Source organism: Actinotalea fermentans (assembly GCF_007991475.1).
Classification (GTDB): Bacteria; Actinomycetota; Actinomycetes; order Actinomycetales; family Cellulomonadaceae; genus Actinotalea; species Actinotalea fermentans.
The window spans coordinates 1-1,342 of sequence record NZ_BJYK01000020.1 but is presented as its reverse complement, the minus strand read 5'-3'; the positions used below and the strand labels follow the sequence as shown (position 1 = coordinate 1,342).

The 1,342-nt window shown below is 68.6% G+C and carries 1 protein-coding gene; it reads right to left on the bottom strand.

The features are described 5' to 3' along the window. Positions 1-192: 192 nt before the first annotated feature. Positions 193-1,342 (bottom strand): tyrosine-type recombinase/integrase (locus tag AFE02nite_RS17210; RefSeq protein WP_222594437.1); only part of this gene is annotated, 1,150 nt, incomplete at its 5' end.

Here is a 1,342-nt window from a genome sequence, read left to right as displayed (position 1 = left end):
CAACGACACCTGCAACGGCTTCGTGAACGCAGCTGCCTTCTTCGGCCTCGACGCCGTGCGCGACGCCTTCGGAACGCTGGAATTCTCGACCATCAGGCAGCTCGCGACGGCGCGACGGCGCACTGTTCACGGATAGTAGTAGGACTGGGTGGCGCCCGCCTGCGGCCTGGGCCGAGGCGCGGCGAGGGTAGCTCAGCCGCGCCTGCGCACGGCGTGGAAGGCGGCGAGGGCGCGTTGGTCAGCGTCGTCGAGGGTGTGCAGGTACCTCTGGGTGGTCTGGATCTGGGCGTGGCCCATGCGTGCCATGACGGATCGCAGGTCGGCTCCGCCGGCGAGGAGCCAGGAGGCGTGGGCGTGGCGGAGGTCGTGCATGCGGACGGGAAAGTCGATGCCGGAGCGTTGGACGGCGGGCCGCCAGTAGCGGGTGTTGAACGTGGCCCTGGATAGGGGCTGCCCGCCTGCGGTTTCGCGGGAGGGGAACAGGAGGTCGTCGTCCCTGAGACCGAGCTCGCGGATGCGTGAGGTGAGGGCGTCGATCAGGTCTTGGGAGACAGCGAGGGTTCGGTGTTCGTCGTCCTTGGGGTAGGGCTTGACGAGCATGCGTTGTCCGGTGGGGGAGTCCTTGGCCGAGACCTCGACGATGGTGTCCTGCACAGTGATGGTGCAGGTGCTGGTGTCGACGTGCCGGGGTCGAAGTGCGACGAGCTCACCCCAGCGCAGGCCGGTCTCGATCGCGGTCATGACCATCACGGTGAACCGGGGCGGAATCTGCGCGAGCAGCCGGGTGTACTCGTCGGGGGTGAGGGTGCGGGTCTTGGCCGTCACGACCTTGGGGAGGTCGGTGGCCCCACAGGGGTTGAAGGGGATGATCCGGTCGGCGACCGCGCGGGCGAAGATCGAGTGCAGCATCACGTGGTATTTGACGATCGAGCGCGCGGACAGGCCCTTGCGCTCCTTCCCCGCGATCGTCGTCGCCTTTCCGGCCTGGTTGACCCACGCCTGGACCATCGCGGGCATGATGCGCCCCATCGGGTAGTCCCCGAAGAAGGGGATGAAGTGGATGCGCAGGTTCGAGGCGTAGGCGGCGTAGGTGGTCACCTCCAGGTGCCGTGACGGCAGCCAGACGTTCTCGGCGTACTCCCGGAACGTCAGTCGCCCGGCGCGCGGGTCGATCCACGTCCCCTCCGCCATTGCGAGCTCGGCGCGGACGGCGGCCTGCATCGCGGCCTTCTCGGTGCTGAACGTGCCGGCGGTGCGCTTGGCTCCCGACCCGTCCCTGTACCGGCCCTGGTACCGCTTCTTGCCGTCGTCGGCGCGCCGAACGGTCACCCAAGCCATCTCG